Raw genomic sequence first — 20,316 nt, 5'->3', positions numbered from 1 at the left:
ATCTAAGCATGCAATCCAATTCACACATAGAAGTGTCTGACTTACATAAGCGCAAGGAAACCTTTACTGTTGATGAAATGGTGACATTAGCGGAGCTGCGGTTGAACATTCAAGATCGCGTTCCGTCTGTAGAGGGGGAGGCATTTGATCTCAAATCGTGGTACCGTAACTGGAACAATAAGGGGCAGCATCGTACTGATGAAGAGCCTACTCATGTGAAGGTGGAAGCGGTAGATGAGTTCCAAGCGTTGATACCTTGGGGGCAAGCGGATCAAGCACTATTCCTATATGCACAAGAGGGACAAGCATTGAAGAAAGGATACCCTATTCGACTATATGTACCTGATGGAAGCAGTGAATGTCTGAATGTAAAAAGTATTGTTAAGGTATGGTTTCTGAACGATCCAGGTTTAGGTGAAGAAGCAACTTATGGGTTTAAGAACAAAGTTACCCCGGGTGAGCTCAAATTCAAGAAATGAGGAAGAGGATACTTGCATAATATAGAGACATGCTAGGAACTACTTGCCCATGAAGAGAGGTGAACGGGATGACGTCCCCCTTGCAACGGCTAGTCATATTGCATACGAATGATATTCATAGCCATTTCGAACAGATGCCCAAGATAAGCGCTTATTTTGATCGTATCCGCCGTCTCTGGCCGCCAGATCAAGTACTGACACTTGACATTGGCGATCATATGGATCGGATGTTTCCAGAGACAGAAGGAACGAATGCGATCGCTAATTTAGAGATCATGAATGCCACAGGCTATGAGGCAATGGTTCTGGGAAATAATGAAGGGCTAACCTTCACGCCGGATTGGCTGCGATCGGTTGTGTTGGAACACGCGCAGTTCCCGATTATTGGCAGTAACATTACAGAAATCAAAACGAATGAAACTCCTGATTGGATGCTGCCTTCACTGACACTTGAGAAATCCGGTCTTCGTATTGGTTTGATTGGGGTTACGGCTGCTTATCAAGCTTACTATGAGTTGCTCGGTTGGCATGTAAGTGATCCTATGAAGGCTGTAAGCGCCCATGTGAGCCTATTACGCCCCAAGGTGGACATTCTAATCGTCATGTCGCATTTGGGTCTGAGAACGGATCAACGGATGGCTGAGGAGCTGGACGGCATCGATCTCATCCTTGGCGGTCACACGCATCATTTACTTGAAGAGCCGCTGCTGATCAGCGGCACTTATATTGGTGCGGCCGGCAAGTTCGGTCAGTATGCCGGCCACATCGAACTTGCCTACGACCCGGCGCAGCGCCGGATCGTGGAGCTGAACGGCCGCGTCGTCCCGATGACGGACGCGAGCGAAGAAGACAGCAGCGTCATCACGCTGCTGGAGCACTACCGCATCGCCAGCAGCGCCTCGCTGGMGGTGGAGGTGGCGCAGCTGCGGCAGCCGCTGCGTCTGGATTGGTACGGCGAATCCCCGCTCGGCAACTTGCTTGCCGCGGGTATTCGCCGCTGGACCAGCGCCGAGATCGGGCTGGTCAATAGCGGGCAGCTCCTTCAGGGACTGAAGGAGGGGGGCTTGACCCGGGGCCGGCTGCTGGAAATCTGCCCCGGCCCGATCAATCCCTGCCGCATGCAGCTCAGCGGCGCGGATATTCGTCAAGCGCTCGAAGAGTCGCTGCTTGATGAGTTCATGGAGAAGCCGATACGCGGCTACGGCTTCCGCGGGGAGGTGCTAGGCGTCCTCTGTGTGGACGGGATAACCGTCCAAGTGGATGCTACGCGCCCTCCCTACGAGCGCATCGTCGCCGTATATGTCGGCGAGGAATTGTTAGATCCAGAACGTTCCTACCTCGTGGGTACGATCGATATGTTTACGTTCGGCTCAGGTTATATATCGTTGAGCCGAGGCAAGCAGATCGTTTACATGCTGCCGGAATTTATCCGTGATGTGTTAGCTGAACAACTGCAAGATGAGGCTGCGATTGCAAGCAGCCACCACTTTCGATTCTCAGATGTTGTCAGACCCAGTCCTAAAAAGGTAGAATAGTAATCGGAGCAAGATTCCTGATAGTTATCAGAATTTAGGGGGCAATTATGCATACAATTTTTGAGGCGATCATTATTGGGATCGTTGAGGGCTTGACTGAGTTTTTACCCGTATCCTCGACAGGGCATATGATTTTGGCACAGAGCCTGCTAAACACACAAAATGACGAAGTCATGAAGACGTTCGATTTCGTGATTCAATTGGGTGCTATTATGGCGGTAGTTATTATTTATTGGAAACGAATTCTTTCATTATTTGGACTTGTGAATCGGAAAAGCGAAAGTAAAACAGGGAAAAAACTGAATTTAATTCATATTTTAATTGGTATCATACCTGCTGGTGTGATCGGAGTTTTATTTAATGATGTTGTGGATGAGAAGCTATTCAATACAACAACCGTTTTAATTGGACTCGTGCTCGGTGGTATTCTATTGATCATTGCTGAGAAGAAAAAGGAACAACCCAAAACGACCGTCCTTGATGATTTAACTTATCGCCAAGCATTTGCTATCGGATTGTGGCAGCTCATTTCGATTTGGCCTGGTTTTTCTCGATCGGGTTCCACGATTGCAGGTGGTATGCTTTCTGGTGTAAGCCGTGCCGCTTCAGCGGATTTCACCTTCATAATGGCCATTCCGATTATGTTCGGGGCTTCAGGGGTCTACTTTTTGAAAAATTATGAAGCATTGTCATCCGACGATTTGGCCTTTTTTATTGTAGGATTTTTAGTGGCTTTCGTAGTGGCTTTACTGGCTGTCGTATCCTTTATTAAATTTGTACAAAAGATGAAGCTCACTTACTTTGCGTATTATCGTTTTGCCATTGCGATTATTTTCGCGCTTTATATGTTTTTAAAGTAGAACACTAGCGAATCGCGTCGAAAGATGCGGTTTTTTGTATTGAACTTTTCTTTAAAATCTATTACATTTAAATAGAACGTAATGCTCACCTATGCGGGGGTCCTGAAATGCTGTTTATGCCGATCAACATGTGTCAACCTGGGATGAGGCTGGCTAAGAATATATACAACGATGATGGTATGGTCCTTCTGGCCGTTAATGTTGAGCTTACACAGAGACTCCTTGATCGCTTGTTTAGCTATGGAATTGATTATATTTACATAGAAGATGCTAGAACGAATGATATTATTCAAGAGGATGTCATTCAGGATGAAACAAGAAGCAAAGCAGTGATCGAAATTCGCAATACGTTTAAGAAGGTAATGGAAGATTCGAATAAGCGCGGAGCAGTGAATTATTACGATATTGGTCGTAATTTTCGAAATGTCATGAAGATGATTATTGATGATCTGAGTGCTCATGAGGGTGCGATGGTCATGCTTAATAATATGAATGTGAAAGATAATTACTTATTTCAGCATTCGGTTAACGTGAGTATTTATGCGATCATGCTTGGAATCAGTTATGGGTACAGTCGTGATAAGCTCGAAACTCTTGGTTTAGGTGCGTTATTGCATGATATTGGAAAAACGAAAGTGCCATTAGGCATTCTTCGCAAGCCTTCTCAGCTAACACCGGACGAGTTCAAGGAAATGAAAAATCATACGACCTATGGCTTCAATTTATTGAAGGATGAGCCGAATATCCCACTTCTTTCAGCCCATTGTGCCTTGCAGCATCATGAACGGATTAATGGCAGTGGATATCCACGGGGCATTCAAGGGGGCGAAATTAATGAATTCGCCAGATGGATTGGACTTGTCGATTCCTATGATGCCATGACGACTACACGTGTGTATCGCAGACCTTTATTGCCACATGAAGCAATGGAGCAGTTATTCGCGGGATCTGGTACGATGTATGATCAAAGTCAGATTGCTTTGTTTCGAGACAAAATTGCCATTTACCCACTAGGGATTACGGTACGACTGAATACTGGCGAATATGGCATTGTGTCGAAGTTGAATATGACTGTTCCACATAGACCGACTATTCGTGTGCTTCAAGATGAAGCAGGTACTGTACTTAAAGAACCTTATGAAATTGATCTTTCAAGCAAGCTATCGATATTAATTTCCGAAATTGGGGAAATTAAGGTTAGCGAATCGGAATTAGATTCAAGTATGCCTACACTTCTATAGCATAGATATAGCACGTATTGGATAAAGAACCTKGGAAACCAGGTTCTTTTTGTAGATTAAGGAGGAAGCACGATGCGGGAGTCCATGGAAAAAGGGTTGTTTTGGAGATGGGGGCACGCCATGTTTCGGTTCCGATGGTTAGTGCTAACGATTGGCATTAGTTTAATGCTTATCTTTGCTATTTTTGCTCAAAAAACGCCAGGCATGTTGAAGGACAACGGGTTTACTCCGAAAGGGAGCGAATCCGATCTGGGCTTGATTCAAATGAGGGATGAGCTTGGTGTGCCTCGAACACAGCTGAATATCGTTTATGCGGGGCGTAATGGACTTGATATAACAGTGAAAGATCAGCAAGACGCGGTTATGGCCTCACTTACGAAACTGAAAGAACTGTCTTATGTGGAGAATGTGAAATTTATAACTACGCCTCGGAACGAGGGACATCTAGATGTCCAAGCTGTTAGTGTATCGCTCACATTGGATACAGATCCTGCCTTGGAGGCATACCCAGAGCTTAAGTCGCTTGTGCATCCACCGGCAGGTATGGACGTGTATGTTACGGGAGGTCCCGCAATTCTGTATGACATGCAAGTAGCCAGCAAACATGATATTGCCAAGTCGGAAGCGATTGGTTTACCTATTGCACTTCTCGTATTGTTAATTGTTTTCGGTACATTTGTTGMAGCATTCCTCCCCATGGTCGTGGGGTTGATGAGTGTGACGCTCACACTGGGAGTTACCTATTTTATCGCGCAGCATCAATCTTTATCGAATTTTTTGCCGAATATGGTTACGATGCTGGGGCTTGCTGTTGGGATTGACTATGCGCTATTTCTGGTTAGCCGATTTCGTGAGGAGCTTAAAGTACAAGGTAGTGTAGCTGCTGCCGTAGCCATGACATGTCAAACAGCAGGAAGATCGATTTTCTTCTCGGGTATCGCGGTACTCATTGGTTTATTGGGGATGCTGTTTGTGGATTTGACCTTCTTCCGGTCCCTTTGTCTCGGGGGGGTTATCGTTGTTTCAATTTCCGTCATTGTGGCCAATACAGTTCTGTTAGCACTTCTAGGTATTTTAGGTCATCGCATTAACTCCTTACAGGTCCTTCCTAAACGATTCCGTAAGCAAGAAACATCGAAATTCTGGGAGAAAATCGCCTACGCGGTGATGAAACGTCCAGTCGTTTTAGTTGTGCTTATAGGCGGTGTGTTGATCTACAGTATGACACCGATCTGGCATATGAAATTAGGGGTGCCTAATGCGGAGGTTCTTCCTCCAAGCTATGAATCCCGATATGGAGCGGAGTTGCTCAAAACCGCCTATGATCCTCGTATGACAGGGCCGATTCAAATTGTGATACATACGAAAGAGGAGATCTGGTCAGCAGACTCGATCAGCGAGATTCAAGCTTACGGAGAGCGGGTCAAAGCTGTCGCTGGTGTAAAAGAGGTGCAGAGCTATCTAACCGTCTTAGGACAGCATTCGAATACAGAGCTTACAGGTATGTTTACAAAGAGGGATGTTCAAAAGCAGTTAGAAGACGCGCAATTAGCGAAAGGTCATACCGCTTTGATGGTCGTTATACCTGAGAAGGACACAGATGATCCTGTGACGGATACGCTAGTTCATGAGCTCCGCAAGTTAAACAAAGAAGGATTAGAGACTGCCGTTACAGGTGGGCCTGCCTACCGATTGGACATCATTGATCGCATTCAAAAGGAAATTCCTGAAGTTCTTATTTTCGTTATGGGAATTACCTATCTCGTTCTTTTGCTGGCATTTCGTTCCGTCCTGCTCCCGCTTAAAGCTGTTCTGATGAATATGCTTAGTTTAGGTGCTAGCTTAGGTATCGTCGTATTAGTTTTCCAACATGGATTTATGGCGGATATGCTGCACATTACGTCAATCGGATATGTGAGTGCAACGCTGCCTGTTATCATCTTCTGCGTCGTATTTGGTATCTCTATGGATTATGAAGTGTTCCTCATTTCACGTATCATGGAAGAGTATGAGGTGAGTGGGGACAATGATCAGAGTACAGCTGAGGGTTTGAAAAAAACGGGGAGCTTAATTACAAGCGCGGCTTTCATTCTTGTTGTCGTAGTTGGATCTTTTATTTTTACGGATATCGAAATTATGAAAGCGTTGGGACTTGGCCTCGGACTCGCTGTATTGATTGATGCCACGATCGTACGGGTTATGCTTGTTCCTGCGCTTATGAAACTGCTCGGTGACGCCAATTGGTGGGCACCAAGGTGGCTCCGAGTGAAGCCTAAGGCAAAAGTAGAGAAGCGGTAGCGCCATCTGCAATTCCTGTCTCTGTTTCCTTTTTTGTGAATCATAAGTTACAATAAAGGGCATAGGTATAGGCATAATAGGTAGTAACATGTTCTTGAATAGGAAATGATAGGTCAGGTGTAAACAGCATGAATAGGAACGTAACACACTCCATCTTACCGGAGTTAACTCCCCAATATGATCCTTGGGACCCCATTCGGTCGTATCGGAAATACGGGAAACATGTATTAACCAGCATAGAGCTTACCATCACCAATCTGTGCAATATGCGTTGTGAGCATTGTGCAGTTGGGGATTCACTTACGATGTCAGAAGGACCACGCATTCCGTTGCCAGTTATTTTACAAAAGCTGGATGAGATTGAACATTTGGAAACGATAAGTTTAACAGGCGGCGAGCCGTCCTACCACATCAAGATTGTGAAGGACTACATGCTGCCAATCCTGAAGTACGCGCGGGAGCGGGGAATTCGCACTCAAATCAACTCGAATCTAACTTTAGATTTGGAGCGTTATGAGCTGCTTGCGCCGTATCTCGATGTGATGCATATTTCGTTTAATTATTTGAATGCAGATGATTTCCATCAAGTAGGATTTGTGAATTCTCAGCGTCCCGTGGGGCAAGTAACGGCATTAGGGATGTATGAGCGAATGGTGAATAATACAATCGCGCTAAGCAAGGGCGGTTTGTACGTTTCTGCGGAATCGATGATTAACACGAGAACCCATTTGAAATTGCCTGAGATTCATCAGTTAATTAACGAAATGGGGTGCAAGCGTCACGAGGTACATCCGATGTATGCAAGCTCTTTCGCCTCACATCTTCCGATGGTTACGCTAGACGAATTGCGCGCGAGTATCCATCGCTTGTTAGATCATCGCAATCCAGAAATGTGGATGCTGTTCGGCACGCTGCCTTTTTTCGCATGCAATGAACTGGAAGAGGACCGTAAGTTAGTTAAACGTCTACGTGAGGAGCCAAATGTTACCGTTCGTAACGACCCAGATGGGCGGAACCGATTGAACGTCAGTACGTTTACTGGCGAGGTTTTCGTCACCGATTTTGCTAATGAGCCTCCGCTTGGAAATATACATGATGATGGGCTTGATGATATCTTTGCACGTTGGGAGAACAATCCGCTAAACCAGCAGGTGAATTGCTTCTGTAGTACGGCATCCTGTTGCGGACCCAACCTGCTCGTAGCTGACTCGTACTATCGCACTGTGGATTTCAAAAGCCGTAAAGCTATTATCTAATCATCTTTCCGAAGGAGAAATACATTTTGCCACATACGTCGTTTGATTTCGGTTCCATCGCACTTAATCTTTTCCTGGTTATCGTACTCGTTCTGTTAAATGGCTTTTTCGTAGCAGCCGAGTTTGCCCTTGTGAAGGTTCGACAGTCCCGCATTCAACAGCTTGTCAATGAAGGCAGCGGAAAAGCCAAATATGCGAGTATCGTAACGTCACAATTGGATAGGTATTTATCAGCCACGCAGCTTGGCATTACACTTGCCTCCTTGGGACTGGGTTGGATTGGAGAACCTGCGATTCATGATCTGATTATGGAGCCTCTATTTCATACATTTGGCTTAGGGGAATCTGTATATACAACGACTTTGTCTTTTATTATTGCTTTCGGATTTATTACGTTTATGCACATTGTGTTAGGGGAATTGGCTCCTAAATCGTTTGCGATCCAAAAACCTGAATTGACCTCTTTGTGGCTCTCAGCTCCGCTATTGTTTTTCTATCGAGTATTTCGCCCGATTATCTGGGTGCTTAATGGCGCGGCGAACAAATTTCTTGCGATGATCGGCGTTGAGCCTGCCAGTGAGAATGAAGCAGCACATACCGAGGAAGAAATTCGAATCCTGATGGATGAGAGCGTCAAAAGCGGTCATATCAATGAAGATGAGATGACGCTTTTCGATAATATTTTTGAATTCTCCGATCTCATCGCTCGTGAAGTGATGCTGCCGCGGACAGATATGGATTGTCTGTTTCTGGAAACAAGTTTTATCGATAATTTGCGATTCGTTCATGAAACCAAACACACACGCTACCCTGTAGCTGATGGGCATAAAGATAACATTGTAGGTTTTGTACATATTGCTGACTTACTAACGGCGGATCCTGATGTCGAGCAGGAACTCAAGACCTTCATTCGTCCGATTTTGAACGTGCCGGAGTCGATGGAAGTTAGTCGCGTGCTTAAGCTCATGCAGAAAAAGCATTCCCAACTCGCGATCGTTGTTGATGAGTACGGGGGAACTGCGGGGCTCTTAGCTTTAGAGGATATCATCGAGGAAATTGTGGGAGAATTGCATGATGAATTCGATGTGAATGAGCGACCTGGCGTGGAAGTGAAAGACAAATATACTTCTGTCGATGGGCGTGTATTGCTGGAAGACCTGAACGACATGCTGGACCTCCAAATTGAAGATGATGATGTGGATTCGATAGGCGGCTGGCTGTTCAAGAAGGTGGAAGGTGCGCCTGTCAAAGGGAAGAAAGTGCCTTTTGCTAATCATGTTTTTGAAGTGACCGAGGTAGATCGATTACGTATTGTTCGTATACATATAACGAATATCGACACGATTAAACCGGGAAATGAATAATCGGAGGAGTCTCTATGTCACCCAGGACAGCTATAATCATGGCGGTAGGAATACTGGTGCTATACGGTTTGTTCACCGTAGGGCTGCCATTTCTCTTAGCGTTGGTGACTGCAATTTTTCTAGACCCACTCACAACTCTCTTGATGCGTGTCGCGAAAATGAAACGCTTTGTCGCCGCAACAATCGTTAGTACGGCATTTACTTTGCTGATGGTGGCATTAATCTATTTTATTGGGATGAATGTCGTCACCGAGTTAATCGATCTTGGTCGTAAAGCGCCTAATTACATGGAAGATGTCAATAATTACGTGGATCAAGCAGTGGTGCGGACCCAAGTATTCTATGACTCTTTATCCCCAGAGATGGCAGCGCAAGTACAAATGTGGGTAGAACGGGGTACAGAGACGTTAACTGGAGCATTGACGAGTATTTTGAGTGGAATTTCAGGATTTTTCCTCAATATGGCCGGGAAGATCCCTAATTTATTCATGCTATTGATCATCTATGTGATCACCCTGTATTTGTGCATGTACAACTTGCCGAATTTGAAGGTTTCTTTTCTCTCGATGTTTGAAACGAAAACCAAGGATAAGATGGAAAATGTGCTGACATATTTGCGTGAGGCTATTTTTGGCTTCATTCGCGCACAGCTGATCATGGCGATCTTTACGTATTTGTTGACTTTCATTGGATTGCTCGTCCTTCGGGCAGAGTACCCACTCGCCATTTCACTGCTAGTTATGGTGATGGAATTCGTACCCGTGATAGGAACTGGCATTATTTTCATCCCATGGATCATTTACCAGCTGCTGCTAGGATATACGAGCATGGGAATTGGCTTGTTCGTGCTCTTCTTGGTGCTGGTCATCCTCCGCCGGATTGTAGAGCCCAAAGTGCTTAGTGATGCCGTTGGGATCAACTCGTTAGCGGCTTTAATTTCCTTGTATATTGGCTTCGAATGGCTGGGCTTAGCCGGCTTGTTCCTCGGTCCTTTGGTCGTCATTATTTATCAAGCGTTGCGCAAAGCAGGCGTGTTGAAATTGAATATTAAATTAGATTAAGAATGAGCTAAAAGGAATCCCTTTCGAATTGCGCGGGTGCAATCGGAAAGGGATTTTTTGCTTTTGGCGGGGCGAAAGGCTCGGGAAAGGAGCTAAATTGATCATCTCATCGAAAAAAATGGGAAATCGGTGATTTTGGTCAAGTTATGCCGCATATAACGAGTCATATAGACTTTGAAAAGGAGGAGACGTATGAACACACAATTTAAAAGTTGGTACCCGTATATCGGACCGTGTGACCCTTGTCCACCGATTCGAGTGAAATGGTATAATACACCGCCGCAATTATATATGCATTTTCAACCGCCAGGATTGCCACAATTTAGCCCCTATGATGCTTTGAAAATAGGGACATTGTGGCCAGCGCTTTATGGGCCCTATCCGAATCCGTTACAGGAGACTAGAGGTGATGAAGGAGGCGAATCTACATGAGCGAGCGAGTGCTGCCCGAAGCCTATTACAAGCAACTTCGTGATTTGCAAACCGTGGATTTTGTATTGGTGGAGTTGAACCTATATTTGGATACCCACCCTGACGATCTGAGCGTGATCCAACAGTATAATCAATTTACCCATAAGCGAATGCATATAGCCCAGCAGTTCGAGATGGAGTTTGGCCCCTTGATGCCTTTTGGACACAGCTTCACGAAAGCGCCATGGCAGTGGGTGGAGACCCCTTGGCCGTGGCAAGTTTAGGAAGGAGAAGGAGGATAGCCCATGTGGATTTATGAGAAAAAGCTGCAATACCCAGTCATGGTAAGCAAATGTGATCCGCGGATGGCCAAACTGCTTCTTGAGCAGTATGGGGGAGCAGACGGGGAACTTGCTGCGGCCCTTCGTTATTTGAACCAACGGTATTCGATTCCGGATAAGGTTGTCGGTTTGCTGACAGATATAGGCACGGAGGAATTTGCTCATCTTGAGATGATTGCGACCATGGTGTATAAACTGACGAAAGATGCCACTTTGGAGCAAATGAAAGCAGCAGGATTGGATGATCACTACGCAGCCCATGATCGAGGACTCTTCTATCAGAGCGCAGGAGGCGTCCCCTGGACCGCAACCTACATACAAGCCAAAGGAGATCCTATCGCCGACCTTTACGAGGACATAGCAGCAGAGGAGAAGGCGAGAGCGACTTACCAATGGTTAATTGATTTGACAGACGACGTCGACTTGCAAGATAGCTTGAAGTTTCTGCGGGAGCGGGAGATTGTGCATTCCCTGCGGTTTAGGGAGGCAGTAGAGATACTGAAGGCGGATCGGGTGGAGAAGAAGATATATTAAGTGTAGTGGTACATGTACCGCATTCCATAGAAAGAGGGCCGCCTCAAAGTAGTTATCGCTACTTCGGGGCGGCTCTCTACCACGTTAGTCCGATTCCTCCGAACTAAACCGAGGGTTACTTATAAAAAATGACCAATAGTTCGATTTTGCCGAACTAATTATCCATTTTCCCTGTGTAAGAGTTGTTTTGATCGAATTAGTTTGGCTATTTAGGACTATTTAAGATGTAATGGGACAACAATGAGATTAATTCGGCAATTTCGGACCAATGAGTTGCCGAGGGAGTAGTCCGTCCCGTACTAGTCGACATAAAAAGTGGTCGCTCAACTTAAATTAGCTGAGCGACCACTTTTCTTCCATGTATCTTATTAGATAACCACAATTAAGCTTCTTTCATCGCCGCGCCGTGCACCCAAACCTGCTCGAGCTCAAGCTCCGAGCTGATCAGCAACAAGTCGGCGTGCTTGCCTGCGGCGATCGAGCCGTGCGTCGCTTCGAGGCCAAGCAGTCTCGCTGGATTGCCGCTCGCGTAGCGGCTCGCTTCTGCGACGCTGACACCGACCTCGCGCACCATAAACCGGAGCGCATCGATCATCGTCAGCGTGCTGCCGGCGAGCGCGCCGCCCACCGTCAGCCGGGCAACGCCCGCCTGCACGGTCACGGCTTGGCCGCCTAGGTCGTACTGCCCGTCGCCGAGGCCGGCGGCGGACATAGCGTCCGTGATCAGCAGCAAGCCCTGCGGCTGCTTCACCATCGTCAGCAGCTTAATCGCTGCTGGATGCACATGGATTCCATCGGMGATCACCTCGCCGCTGATGCGTGCGTCGGTGAGCACGGCACCGACGGTCCCAGGCTCGCGATGATGCAGCGGCTTCATCGCGTTGAAGGTATGCACCGCATGCGAGAGCCCCACAGCCGCCGCCGACTGGATGTCGGCGTAAGAGGCGTCCGTGTGGCCGCAAGCGGCAACGATGCCTTGATCGCGCAGCCACGCGATCATCTCATGGCCCCCCTCGCGCTCGGGGGCAAGCGTCAACTGCTTCATGAGCTGCGGGAACCGCTCATGCCAATCTTTCAACCAATCAAGCTGCGGCGTAACCATGAGCTTCGGGTCTTGAGCGCCGGCCCACTTCGGCGAAATGAAAGGACCTTCCAAGTGCACGCCAAGCAGCTGAGCATAAGGCATACCCTGCTCCATATAGCTGTGCACTTCAACGAGCACACGATCAATGGCTTCACGCGTAGCTGTCATCGTCGTAGCCAGCATGCCAGTTGTGCCATGCGAAGCATGGAATTTGGTGATCGTATCCAAAGTTTCCGAATTCGCATCCATGAAATCAGCGCCGTAACCGCCATGCACATGAACGTCAATGAAGCCAGGCAGCAACCATTTGCCGTCTGCTTCGATGCGAACCACACTTGGACTAGCTGTGTTCTGCCAACCAGTTTGTTCACCCACGTAGGCCAATTTACCATCTATTACATGAACTAATCCATTTTCAATGATACCTTGTTCCGTGACGACCTTGGCACCTGAGATGAGAAGCTCGCTCATTCGAACAGCCTCCCTGCCTCAGCATCAAGTAGAACAACTAGATGAGGATGAGTCTGCAGCAGTGTGGCAGGTACTTCAGTTGTAATCGGTCCCGTTAGAGCACGATGTACGATTTCAGCTTTATCAGCGCCGCGTACGATCAAAAGAATTGTTTTGGCTTTCAGAATGGTACCAACGCCCATCGTCAAGGCGTGTGTAGGCACGTCATTAATGGAATCGAAGTATCGCGCATTGGCTTCACGTGTTTCTTCTTTTAATTCAACACGGTGTGTACCACTAATCAAGGAATCGTCAGGCTCATTAAAGCCGATATGTCCATTATGGCCAAGGCCTAGAATTTGCAGATCAATTTGCTTCGCATCATCCAAAAGTTGATTGAATCGCTCACACTCTGCTTCCAGGTCAGGTGCATTCCCATTCGGGATATGAGCGGCTTCCGCAGGAAGATCAATATGCGCAAACAAATGTTGCTGCATATAAGCATGATAGCTTTCAGAATGGTCCTCAGGTAAGCCAACGTACTCATCTAGATTAAAAGTTGTCACTTGTTTAAAACTAACACGGCCCTTCTCGTAGGCTTTCACGAGCTCTTCGTAAATACCAACCGGTGTGCCACCTGTGGCTAAGCCGAGAACAGCTTTGGGCTGCATTTGAACCAGAGAGGTAATAATACCTGCACCTGCTTCGTTAAGTTCTTGTTGATTCTGGAAAATATGAAGATTCATATTCATTATTCCTCGCTTTCATGGATGTAAAATGTAAGTGGTTAGAGAGATAAGTAAGGTTCAATGGACTATTTAGAAAGAGTTCATTTTTATTTTGCGTGAAAATTTCATTTATGGATCAAATTATTCTCATTTCAATCATAACTGATATTTTTGAGATCGGCAATAACCATTTTCCACTAAATAGTAGAGTGTAAAGTTTCACTTTCTACATTGTCTATATTTTTGATAAACGCTTACGTCCAAGAAGGACTGAGTAGTCGTTTATTGTAATTCTACATTGACTTACATGGGTATGTTTGCCATTCTTAACATAGATCATTACAACTATTTTATACAGATAAAGGAGTAAGAACATGACGACTCGGGGACAACTGCCAGAAGCAATGCTTTTTGATTTGGATGGGACGTTATTTCAGACGGAAACCTTACTATTACCAGCGTACCATGCGACTTTCGACGAGCTTCGAGCCAAAGGAATATATGAAGGGGAGACACCGCCTGAAGACCGAATTCTTGGTGCGTTAGGCATGCTCCTTGAACAAATATGGATGCGTGTGATGCCAGAGTCGCCTGTTGCCGTACATCAGGAGGCAGATAAGTTATTGATTAAGTACCAGGTCGAAGGACTTCAGGAGGGCCGCGGGGTATTATACGAAGGTGTAGCTGAAACCTTACAGACTTTGCATGCCAAAGGGGTTCGTTTATTTGTAGCCAGTAATGGGTTAGAAGATTACGTCAAACAAGTTATCGCGGAGATGGGGCTAGCGCATCTGTTCGAAGGCTTATATAGTGCAGGAGAGTACCAAACGCGTTCCAAAGTAGATTTAGTCCAAATTTTGCTCGAAAAACACGGCATTCAGTCCGCTTGGATGGTTGGAGATCGTTCGTCAGACGTAGAAGCGGGACTTCGTAATAACCTTACCGTTGTGGCATGCGACTATGCTGGCTTTCGAGAAGCTGGAGAACTTGAAGGAGCACATATCCGAATAGGACGATTTTCTGAGCTGCTGGACTACATTTCCTAATTCTCGCAGGTCTGTCGCAAAGCGGGAGCCTTGGGCATACACTGTAGCACATTGAGAGATAAAGGTGCTGATCAGAATGCCTTCTTTTGTAGGGATATTCAATATTATAAGGAATGAAGGAAACCTGATTAACGGAGATACGTGTATCATTGCCCCGACGAGTGCCACCAAATCATACACAGGTGCTGGAGGAGGAATCACGGGGGACTTCTCGATTTCTACGACCGTATTCAGTGCAACAATTACGTTAGACCCTGATGTGATTGATGCAGGGGCGAATAAGACAGCAACGGGGACCTAAGCGATTCTAGTTGCCTATGAAGTTGACCGATTCAAGCTCACCATGTGTGGCGAGATGAATCGGTCTTTTCTTTTTGGAGAAGCCTATTGACACTGGCAAGCATGTTTATTTATTATTAACATATGAGTAATCATTCATATATAAACATGTAGTTATAAGTATGTCGTGTGCAACTGGGGAGGTAATGCCATGCAACAGCATGATTCGAAAAAGGAACACGCATGTGGACATGACCACGGAGAAGAAAAAGGTCATGAGCATAAGGGCCACGCTCACTATGAATCTGACCATCACGGTCATCACCATGATCATCATCATGGCCACGGACATCACCATGGCCATCATCACGGGCATTCAGGCAATAAGCAAGGACTGTTGATCGCGCTAGGAATAACAGCGGGTATCATGGTTCTTGAATTGGTTGGTGGACTCTGGACGAACAGTTTGGCACTGCTGTCTGATTCTGGCCACATGCTAAGCGATGCGGGTGCATTAGCATTGAGCCTTCTAGCGCTATGGTTTACAGCGAAGCCCAGCTCAGCTCGTTTATCCTTCGGATTCCACCGTTTTGAAATATTGGCAGCACTTTTTAATGCGGTGACGTTATTCGTCATTGCTGGACTTATTATATGGGAAGCGATTGATCGATTCCTCCATCCTGCTGCTGTTGCTAGCGGGTCCATGATGCTCATCGCGTGCATAGGATTAATCGCCAATTTATTAAGCGCTTGGTCGCTCATGCGTAAGGGTGATGTACATGGGAATCTGAATTTACGCAGTGCTTATCTGCATATCTTAGGTGATGCGTTAGGTTCTGTAGGCGCGATTATAGCCGGTGCTGTGATGCTGTTATTTGGCTGGTATGTAGCAGATCCCATCATTAGTATCATTGTATCTCTACTTATTTTAAGAGGCGCCTGGGGCGTCCTGAAATCAACTCTTCACATCTTGATGGAAGGAACACCAAGTTCTATTTCTATGGTCTCTGTTAAACAAGTCCTAGAAGAAATCGAAGGTGTCATTGATGTACATGACTTGCATGTGTGGACGATTACTTCGGGCATAGAAGCCATGAGTTGTCATTTGCTGATTAAGGATGATCGGGATAGCCAAACTATTCTGCAGCAAGGAATTACTGTTATTGAGAAGCGGTTTGGTATTACTCACGCGACCATACAAATCGAGAAATCAACGATCGACCATCAAACGCTTCTGGTTTAAAATAGGTGACGAGGACAGGAGGATTTCCTATGGATAAGGGATTACTGGAAGCGAGGAAAGTAACCGATGATGATTGTAGCTGTGAGCATACGGCTATAACGCAAGCGGAACGAGAGAGAGAGCTAACCGATGAGCAAGCCACTGGTATTGCTGAGATTTTCAAAGCCCTAGGAGATCCTACGCGCATTAAAATCATCTACTTTCTACTAAATAAGGAGCTTTGTGTTCACGATCTGGGGATGCGAATTGGGATGGAGCAGTCTGCAGTATCTCATCAACTTAGGTATTTGAGGGATCTTCATATTGTCAAAAGACGAAAAGAAGGCAAGACCGTTTACTACTCTCTGGATGACGAGCACATTGAACAGATTTTTGTGCAAACGATGGTGCATCTAGGGCACAAATAAAACGAAGTAAACCAAAAAACAAGCGTTCACCCAGCAAGGTGATTCGCTTGTTTTTTGGTGAACTATGAATCCGTGCTGTCATCCGTGCCTTTTTTCTGCCGCAGCATCCAAAGCGCATATTCTAGTGGCCTTGTTACGGCCTTCTGGTAGGTGTCGTGCTGTCCGATCCTGCGAAACACTTCCCGTGATGGCTTCGGGTTCACTTCGAGCAGCCAGACACTTCCTTTGGAATCTACGGCGATGTCCATCCCCAATTCACACAGCTTCCCGAATTTGACCTCCAAATAATCAGCCAGCTTATAAGCGAAATCGTTCATCTCGTCTTTGATGTCTGCAATTTTCTCTTGAGATGAGAAGCGGTATCCTAATAAGCGATCTTGCGTCACAGCCGTGCCGCCACCGTGAAGATTGGAGGTAATACTGCGATGAGGGCCAATTCTTCCAGCGCACCCCGTCACTTCCCATTCGCCTTGACCATTTTTTTGAATCAACAACCGATAGTCATGAACACGACCATCATTAAGAGTTAGTTGGATCCCTTGCTGAACGACATAGTCGGAGCTCAAATTCAATGTATGAAGCTTGATGGCCAGCTGTTTCTCATTCGCTTTGAAGGGAGCAATGATCGAACGAAATTGATTTCTGCCTTGTAACAAATAGAGATCAGAGGAAATCTGTTCAATCCGAAGAATTCCTCTTCCTCCGGTGCCATTCTTTGGTTTTACGTAGATGAGCTTATGTTTCTTCAGAAACCTCATCAACTCATGGATGGTACTGTAGCGAACGGTGGATGGTAGATAAGGTCGGATGCCAGTGTTTTGGGAGAGGGTTTGATGCATCGCCCATTTATTGGCCAGCGGTTTGCTCAAATAGATGAGCTTGGCATGGCGGTTGCGAAAAGCTTGTAGCATATGATAATTCGCCGCGGCTCTATAGCGGCAGCGATCATAGATAATGGGTGGTAATGTTGTGTACTTCCGAAGCCATCTTCCTCGACTGGAATCAAATGTGAGAGTTCGCACGGCATTTCCCTGTACATCCGCCGGAGTAAACACCTCGACTTGAACGCCTAGACGTTGGCCTTCCTTGCTAAGCTTTTGGAAATAAGCCAGTTCCTCAAGTCGTGAGTTGTTTAAATAAATAGCGAGTACGCCTAGTCGTTCTTGAGCCAAGCATAATCACCTTCTTCTCCGATTATTAATCAAATGAAGACTGTATTGAATAATCCGTTCAAGTGATTTCTGGCGGATTCGAGGTTCATCGAATTTCATTGGTTTCGAATTCGCTTCAAAAAACCAGATATGTCCAGACGTGTCAACACCGATATCCATGGACATTTCACCAAGTGGATTGCCTGATGATTTCTCTATTTGTGTAGCCAGTGTAATCACTGCTTGACGAACCCGTTTTAGAATGTTTTTGGCTTCTTTGGGACCGAAAACATAGGCAAGCAGCTTCCTGGGTTCGTCAATGGAACCTCCGCGCGGAACGTGTGTGGTTATGCTGGCTTTGCCTGCTACACGGGCGCCAATCCCAGAGACACTCCATTCTCCTTTTGCTGTTTTCTGGACTAATGCACGCAGATCGTAAGCACGTTCTTTGAATCTGGTTAGCGCAATCCCTTGTTGGACGATATAATCTTGGCCACCGCTATGGCTCTCCCATTCGTTCCAGATGTCCTCCGCGTCGTTATGATAACTATAGACCATCTTCTTGTCTTCGAGGCGACTAAGCCGATATTGTCCATTGCTTCCCTTAGGGCTAACACGATCTATACGCATAATGCCCATTCCGGCTTTACCTTTAACAGGCTTCAAGTAGAGTACAGGGTGCTTCTGTAATAATTGGGAGAGATCTGCTACTTCATTCATCTGCAGGGTATCCGGCATGAATGGCTTACTTTCTTTGGCGTTATTTAACCAACTGAATAATGTCCATTTATTAAAAAAAGAAGGATTGAATAAATGAATGCTGGTGCTGCGTTTACAAGCCTGAATCGTTTGCTGGACCTCAGGTTTCATTTCCATTTTTCGATAAGGAATGCGGTTGTAAACAACTTGAGGAGAGGGAACGAGTTCCCTGCTCCATTTATTAGCACTTGGTCGAAAGCGATAACCGTACATTTCAGAGTTCGAAATACTGAAGTCCTTGGTAGTCACGACATAAACGTCAAGACCAAATCGCTCGCCTGTTTTAATTAAGTCAAGAAAGTTTTCTAAATTTCCGCGAAATACACGGGAACTGTCTTTTACGGTAAGGATAGCTAATGTTGGTTTAGGAGCTCTCTCATGAAGGGTAAAACCCATTAGTTTTCCCTCCTTGAGCGGAAACGGCTCAAATAAAGACAATGCTCATACACACTTTGAAGGGTGGCCGTGTCTCCGTCTTTCAGCGAAGGATGCTTGAAAATGGATCGACCAGGCTTTGCATTTGCTTCAAACATCCACACTTTTTCATTCTGATCAATTCCGATATCGAAGCCTAACTCACCGAGCAAATGATTGTAGTTATTTTCAATGCCTTGTGCGAGTTTAATCGCTGTTTCCTTGGCATTATCAAGAATTTGTTCCCCACGTGCCCCATAAACTAGACGAAGAACCTGCTCAGGTGTCATGAGCTGCCCACCGTTTCGGATATGCGTTGTGACACTGCCTTTACCTGATTTCTTAGCCCCGATCGCTGAAACAACCCACTGATTACTGCCGTTTTTCGTTAAGTGGAAGCGGAAGTCAATCGGACAATTATCAATTTCGATGAGCCGAATTCCTTGTTGGGCGACATAGCTAGCTAAACGGCCGCGCCCTGTTCCCAGCATTTGCATCAAACCTTCGAATTTGGCATAACGAATCAGGACATTCTTATTCCCTTTCCGGAAGCGGACGAAATAACCACGCTTCGGATTATAGGTAACACGATATATGCCGATGCCAAGGCTGCCTGCAGTTGGTTTTAAGTAAATAAATTTATGTTTATCCAACATTTCTTTGATTTGTTCGGCTGTGGGATTAATTCGGGATTCGGGTACGAAGCGGAAAGCTTCGTCACCATCTAACATTTTGTAAACATCCCATTTATCAAAGAAGCTCCAGTTAAAGATCGGAATACCTCGCGCCACGAAGCGATTTTTAAATCCCTCCATCCCGGCTGATTTCTCAGCTTTACGGCTGGAGAGCCGATTGTAAATAACATCGGGAAGCGGGAAGGTTTTACGCATCCAACCGCCGCCTTCTTTGGGAATAAGGCCAGTTACGGTCTCCTGTATCCAATTCACACTCTTAGGGCTGAAAGCGAAGCTGAAAGAACGTTGTGAGCCCGTGTTGATAACTTGACGAATGAAGCCTGTTTTGGAGCCGAATGGCGATGTACCGTTTTCCACGTTGGTTAGAACGCCAATAAGTGGACCGATGCGAAGCTCTTTATTGTTGGTATTAACGACTAACACATTCCCAGTGCGAGGAATACGCAAGGAGGCCATTAGGGAAAGCGGGATGTACATATGCTGACCACTTTTTTTGATCAAACGGACCGGTAACGAAGTCCCTTTACTCCCAACCTTTACAGTAATGGATTTAGTTCCGGTTAACCGTAAAGCTTTGGMGAGATCACTGGTTAAGTAGACCGATCTATCTGTTCGTTGTACGGCGTGGAGCATACACGATGTCAAACTCATTAGGTTACCCTCCTAAACTTGTTGCCCTA

The 20,316-nt window shown here is 46.0% G+C and carries 20 protein-coding genes; 15 read left to right on the top strand and 5 right to left on the bottom strand.

Annotated features, from left to right (window positions below; genetic code table 11):
* Nucleotides 1-8: 8 nt before the first annotated feature.
* The 11 genes from AC1DLM_RS09090 (at nt 9) to AC1DLM_RS09040 (ending at nt 11,380) form a co-directional block, all read left to right on the top strand.
* A complete protein-coding gene (locus tag AC1DLM_RS09090; protein WP_441989846.1) occupies nt 9-479 on the top strand; it encodes a hypothetical protein in 471 nt (156 codons plus the stop codon).
* Between the two features lie 68 nt (nt 480-547).
* The gene (locus AC1DLM_RS09085) at nt 548-2,014 is read left to right on the top strand and encodes a bifunctional metallophosphatase/5'-nucleotidase (RefSeq protein WP_477569779.1); all 1,467 of its coding nucleotides are present in this window, start codon (nt 548-550) and stop codon (nt 2,012-2,014) included.
* A 47-nt stretch (nt 2,015-2,061) separates the two neighbouring features.
* The gene (locus AC1DLM_RS09080) at nt 2,062-2,874 is read left to right on the top strand and encodes an undecaprenyl-diphosphate phosphatase (protein ID WP_477569778.1); all 813 of its coding nucleotides are present in this window, start codon (nt 2,062-2,064) and stop codon (nt 2,872-2,874) included.
* 107 nt (nt 2,875-2,981) lie between these two features.
* Complete coding sequence (locus AC1DLM_RS09075) at nt 2,982-4,115, top strand: HD-GYP domain-containing protein (RefSeq protein WP_441989844.1); 1,134 nt, start codon at nt 2,982-2,984, stop codon at nt 4,113-4,115.
* 72 nt (nt 4,116-4,187) lie between these two features.
* Nucleotides 4,188-6,413 carry an MMPL family transporter gene (locus AC1DLM_RS09070; RefSeq protein WP_477569777.1) on the top strand — a complete coding sequence of 742 codons (2,226 nt, stop codon included), beginning with the start codon at nt 4,188-4,190 and terminating at the stop codon, nt 6,411-6,413.
* A gap of 128 nt (nt 6,414-6,541) precedes the next feature.
* Nucleotides 6,542-7,669, top strand: coding sequence for a radical SAM/CxCxxxxC motif protein YfkAB (yfkAB, locus tag AC1DLM_RS09065; RefSeq protein WP_477569776.1), 1,128 nt, complete (start codon nt 6,542-6,544; stop codon nt 7,667-7,669).
* Between the two features lie 26 nt (nt 7,670-7,695).
* Nucleotides 7,696-9,033: a hemolysin family protein gene (locus tag AC1DLM_RS09060; protein WP_441989841.1), complete on the top strand. Its 1,338-nt coding sequence runs from the start codon at nt 7,696-7,698 to the stop codon at nt 9,031-9,033.
* A 14-nt stretch (nt 9,034-9,047) separates the two neighbouring features.
* Nucleotides 9,048-10,094, top strand: coding sequence for a sporulation integral membrane protein YtvI (gene ytvI / locus AC1DLM_RS09055; protein WP_441989840.1), 1,047 nt, complete (start codon nt 9,048-9,050; stop codon nt 10,092-10,094).
* Nucleotides 10,095-10,286: 192 nt separating this feature from the next.
* Nucleotides 10,287-10,526 (top strand): spore coat associated protein CotJA, encoded by a 240-nt coding sequence (locus AC1DLM_RS09050; RefSeq protein ID WP_441989839.1) that lies wholly within the window; start codon nt 10,287-10,289, stop codon nt 10,524-10,526.
* The gene (locus tag AC1DLM_RS09045; RefSeq protein WP_441989838.1) at nt 10,523-10,789 is read left to right on the top strand and encodes a spore coat protein CotJB; all 267 of its coding nucleotides are present in this window, start codon (nt 10,523-10,525) and stop codon (nt 10,787-10,789) included. Before AC1DLM_RS09050 ends, AC1DLM_RS09045 begins: the two co-directional genes overlap by 4 nt.
* A gap of 21 nt (nt 10,790-10,810) precedes the next feature.
* Complete coding sequence (locus AC1DLM_RS09040; protein WP_441989837.1) at nt 10,811-11,380, top strand: manganese catalase family protein; 570 nt, start codon at nt 10,811-10,813, stop codon at nt 11,378-11,380.
* A 382-nt stretch (nt 11,381-11,762) separates the two neighbouring features.
* Here the strand turns inward: AC1DLM_RS09040 and nagA are convergent, their stop codons facing one another.
* Together nagA and nagB are read right to left on the bottom strand one after the other, a co-directional pair.
* The gene (gene nagA / locus AC1DLM_RS09035) at nt 11,763-12,935 is read right to left on the bottom strand and encodes an N-acetylglucosamine-6-phosphate deacetylase (RefSeq protein WP_477569775.1); all 1,173 of its coding nucleotides are present in this window, start codon (nt 12,933-12,935) and stop codon (nt 11,763-11,765) included.
* Nucleotides 12,932-13,660, bottom strand: a complete 729-nt coding sequence (gene nagB, locus AC1DLM_RS09030; protein WP_171637939.1) for a glucosamine-6-phosphate deaminase — start codon at nt 13,658-13,660, stop codon at nt 12,932-12,934. Before nagB ends, nagA begins: the two co-directional genes overlap by 4 nt.
* A gap of 356 nt (nt 13,661-14,016) precedes the next feature.
* Here nagB and AC1DLM_RS09025 point away from each other — a divergent pair, with 356 nt between their 5' ends.
* From AC1DLM_RS09025 to AC1DLM_RS09010, 4 genes are all read left to right on the top strand, one after another.
* Complete coding sequence (locus tag AC1DLM_RS09025; RefSeq protein ID WP_441989834.1) at nt 14,017-14,688, top strand: HAD family hydrolase; 672 nt, start codon at nt 14,017-14,019, stop codon at nt 14,686-14,688.
* Between the two features lie 76 nt (nt 14,689-14,764).
* Nucleotides 14,765-14,989, top strand: a complete 225-nt coding sequence (locus tag AC1DLM_RS09020; RefSeq protein WP_441989833.1) for a spore germination protein — start codon at nt 14,765-14,767, stop codon at nt 14,987-14,989.
* Between the two features lie 189 nt (nt 14,990-15,178).
* Complete coding sequence (locus AC1DLM_RS09015) at nt 15,179-16,210, top strand: cation diffusion facilitator family transporter (RefSeq protein ID WP_477569774.1); 1,032 nt, start codon at nt 15,179-15,181, stop codon at nt 16,208-16,210.
* 29 nt (nt 16,211-16,239) lie between these two features.
* Nucleotides 16,240-16,617 carry an ArsR/SmtB family transcription factor gene (locus tag AC1DLM_RS09010; protein ID WP_477569773.1) on the top strand — a complete coding sequence of 126 codons (378 nt, stop codon included), beginning with the start codon at nt 16,240-16,242 and terminating at the stop codon, nt 16,615-16,617.
* Between the two features lie 62 nt (nt 16,618-16,679).
* Here the strand turns inward: AC1DLM_RS09010 and AC1DLM_RS09005 are convergent, their stop codons facing one another.
* Genes AC1DLM_RS09005 through AC1DLM_RS08995 form a run of 3 tightly spaced genes read right to left on the bottom strand, consistent with a single transcriptional unit; the run spans nt 16,680 to nt 20,287 of the window.
* The gene (locus AC1DLM_RS09005) at nt 16,680-17,789 is read right to left on the bottom strand and encodes a YheC/YheD family endospore coat-associated protein (RefSeq protein ID WP_441989830.1); all 1,110 of its coding nucleotides are present in this window, start codon (nt 17,787-17,789) and stop codon (nt 16,680-16,682) included.
* 6 nt (nt 17,790-17,795) lie between these two features.
* The gene (locus AC1DLM_RS09000; RefSeq protein WP_477569772.1) at nt 17,796-18,923 is read right to left on the bottom strand and encodes a YheC/YheD family endospore coat-associated protein; all 1,128 of its coding nucleotides are present in this window, start codon (nt 18,921-18,923) and stop codon (nt 17,796-17,798) included.
* The gene (locus AC1DLM_RS08995; protein ID WP_477569771.1) at nt 18,923-20,287 is read right to left on the bottom strand and encodes a YheC/YheD family endospore coat-associated protein; all 1,365 of its coding nucleotides are present in this window, start codon (nt 20,285-20,287) and stop codon (nt 18,923-18,925) included. The genes AC1DLM_RS09000 and AC1DLM_RS08995 overlap by 1 nt, the downstream gene beginning before the upstream one ends.
* Between the last annotated feature and the right edge of the window lie 29 nt (nt 20,288-20,316).

The sequence above is a fragment of the Paenibacillus sp. 01T442 genome, from assembly GCF_056398345.1.
This window is presented reverse-complemented; position numbering and strand designations above follow the sequence as displayed.

Excerpts from the sequence above, each read along its gene's own strand:
- AC1DLM_RS09090 (WP_441989846.1), top strand. The coding sequence starts at position 9 with ATGCAATCCAATTCACACATAGAAGTGTCTGACTTACATAAGCGCAAG.
- AC1DLM_RS09080 (WP_477569778.1), top strand. The coding sequence starts at position 2,062 with ATGCATACAATTTTTGAGGCGATCATTATTGGGATCGTTGAGGGCTTG.
- AC1DLM_RS09075 (WP_441989844.1), top strand. The coding sequence starts at position 2,982 with ATGCTGTTTATGCCGATCAACATGTGTCAACCTGGGATGAGGCTGGCT.
- yfkAB (WP_477569776.1), top strand. The coding sequence starts at position 6,542 with ATGAATAGGAACGTAACACACTCCATCTTACCGGAGTTAACTCCCCAA.
- ytvI (WP_441989840.1), top strand. The coding sequence starts at position 9,048 with ATGTCACCCAGGACAGCTATAATCATGGCGGTAGGAATACTGGTGCTA.
- AC1DLM_RS09050 (WP_441989839.1), top strand. The coding sequence starts at position 10,287 with ATGAACACACAATTTAAAAGTTGGTACCCGTATATCGGACCGTGTGAC.
- AC1DLM_RS09045 (WP_441989838.1), top strand. The coding sequence starts at position 10,523 with ATGAGCGAGCGAGTGCTGCCCGAAGCCTATTACAAGCAACTTCGTGAT.
- AC1DLM_RS09040 (WP_441989837.1), top strand. The coding sequence starts at position 10,811 with ATGTGGATTTATGAGAAAAAGCTGCAATACCCAGTCATGGTAAGCAAA.
- nagB (WP_171637939.1), bottom strand. The coding sequence starts at position 13,660 with ATGAATCTTCATATTTTCCAGAATCAACAAGAACTTAACGAAGCAGGT.
- AC1DLM_RS09025 (WP_441989834.1), top strand. The coding sequence starts at position 14,017 with ATGACGACTCGGGGACAACTGCCAGAAGCAATGCTTTTTGATTTGGAT.
- AC1DLM_RS09020 (WP_441989833.1), top strand. The coding sequence starts at position 14,765 with ATGCCTTCTTTTGTAGGGATATTCAATATTATAAGGAATGAAGGAAAC.
- AC1DLM_RS09015 (WP_477569774.1), top strand. The coding sequence starts at position 15,179 with ATGCAACAGCATGATTCGAAAAAGGAACACGCATGTGGACATGACCAC.
- AC1DLM_RS09010 (WP_477569773.1), top strand. The coding sequence starts at position 16,240 with ATGGATAAGGGATTACTGGAAGCGAGGAAAGTAACCGATGATGATTGT.
- AC1DLM_RS09000 (WP_477569772.1), bottom strand. The coding sequence starts at position 18,923 with ATGGGTTTTACCCTTCATGAGAGAGCTCCTAAACCAACATTAGCTATC.